This window comes from Mycobacterium sp. TH-M11 (assembly GCF_057473725.1).
The window spans coordinates 1-2,010 of record NZ_JBYCLD010000327.1 but is presented as its reverse complement, the minus strand read 5'-3'; the positions used below and the strand labels follow the sequence as shown (position 1 = coordinate 2,010).

The 2,010-nt window shown below is 65.8% G+C and carries 2 protein-coding genes; both read right to left on the bottom strand.

The window, feature by feature from the left end; genetic code table 11:
• A partial coding sequence (locus AC2VOG_RS13330; protein WP_486940372.1) for a S49 family peptidase occupies positions 1-995 on the bottom strand: 995 nt, incomplete at its 3' end.
• Between the two features lie 333 nt (positions 996-1,328).
• Positions 1,329-2,010: amidohydrolase family protein (locus tag AC2VOG_RS13325; RefSeq protein WP_486940371.1), on the bottom strand; the 682-nt coding region annotated here is incomplete at its 5' end.

The following is a 2,010-nucleotide window of genomic DNA, read 5'->3' as shown; positions in this document are numbered from 1 at the left end:
GTGTCGGCACCGGCGTTGGGCGATCCCAACGGCACCCGTGAACCGCCGCGGCCATTCACGATGGGGCCGGCGACGGTGATCACGGCAATAGTCGATTTCGGCCCGCGCCCGGGCATGGAGGGTCCTCCTGACCCGGTTGCCCGCGCGTATCGAGAGACAAAGAGTCGCGGCGGGGCGTCATCGCCGTCGGCATCGCCCGATTCCGGGCAAAAACCTTCGGCGCCAACCAATTCGGCGATTCGCACATATGCCTCGTCACGGAAACCGATGCGGTCGATCAGCTTCGATTCCACGGCGACGTCACGCAGCAGCGGCGCGCGATCGGCCAGACCGTCCAGGCTGTCCCGGCCAATCCCGCGCGACTCGGCGATTGCCTGCCACACCTGGCGGCGCAGGCTCTCCAGCAGCCCGGTGTCGGCTTCCCGGTGGGCGTCGGTGTAGCCATCCTGCGTGAAAAGATTTGCCGCCGACTTGTATTCGCCGCGGGCGACAAACTGCGCCTGGATGCCGGCCTTGTCCAGCGCGTCCCGCAGGAACAGGGCGCTGGTGGCGAATCCGATCAGCCCGACCGTCCCCGATGGCTGCATCCACACCTCGCCGAACGCCGACGCCAGGTAGTACGACATCGTGCCGGGATAGTTCTCGGCCCAGGCCAGGGACGGCTTGACGGCGGTGAACGCCGCGATGGCCTCGCGCAATTCCTGCACCGGGCCGGCCGCGGCGGCCGGTAGTTGCACCCGTGCGATCAGGCCCGCGACGCGGGGGTCGTCGGCGGCCCGGTGCAGCGCCGAGACGGCTTCACGCAACGCCATGGGCCGCCCGCTGCCGGTGATCATCGCCAACGGATCCAGGCCGCTGGTTTCCGGTGGCGCGGTCCGTAGGTCGAGTTCGAGTACACAGCCGTTGGGAACACCGTGGTGGCGAGCGGTGTCCACCCGGCGGGCCAATGCGCGAACGTCGTCGATACCCGGCGGATCGGGCAGGAAGGAGAACATGAGACGAGCCTACCGATGGTCCCGGCCGCCCCGACCGGACGGCGACCCGCTTGCGCTTCGAAGCCGGGGCCGAGACGATTCGGCCCAATTCGGTCGTCGGCGATGTCTGCGAGGATCGCGAATAGATGGAATGCCCCGCCGCAGAGCTCATTCCGCAGCTGAGTCGAGTCGTGGCCGCTGCGACCCCAATACTCAGCAGCCCCATCCGTCGCTGACCGAGGCGGTCTTCTTTTCCTGCTTTTCCACTCGTTGTCGATGGTCGGCTGCTATGCGGTGTCGGGAAGGCCGAGCACCTGGCTGTCCTCGGTGGGTTCGGTCGCCGATGTGGACGGTTTAGGAATCAACCCCGAATAGGTTCGCGGCATTGGTACGCCCGATCCTGATCCTGTCGTTATCGCTGATGGGAGCGCTGTCAAACCACGGTGCGATTTCGTCCGTCGACTCGTACGGGTAGTCAACCGAGAACAGGACCCGGTCGACACCCACCTCAAGCAGGGTAGTCAGCAGTGTTGAGGTGCGAAACACGCCGCTGGTAGTCAGATAGAAGTTCTGCCGTAGGTATGCGGTCGGCGGCAGCTTGTGCGGGCCGTGGGTTTCCCGGCGCTGGTGGCGCAGCCGGTGTTCGACGCGCGGCAAGGTGAACGGGAGTCCCTCGCCGCAGTGGCCGAGGATGACGTTGACGTTGGGGTGGCGGTCGAACAAGCCACTTAGGATCAACCGCAAAGCGTGCGTCGCGGTCTCCTGACCGAATCCCCAGGCCGACCCGAGCAACCCTTCATACCCCTGGTAGATGCGCTGCTGATTGGGCAACGGGATCCGCGGATGCAGATAGACCGGTACGCCTAGTTCGCTGACCTTGCTCCAGAACACATCGACCGGCGCCTCGTCGAGGTAGCGCGCGGTGTTTTCATCACCAATGTTGGTGTAACCGTTGACCAGCGCCCCCACAGCACCCAGCTCTTTGACCGCGCGCTCAAGTTCGGCAGCAGCCGCGTCCGGGTCTTGCAGCGGTACC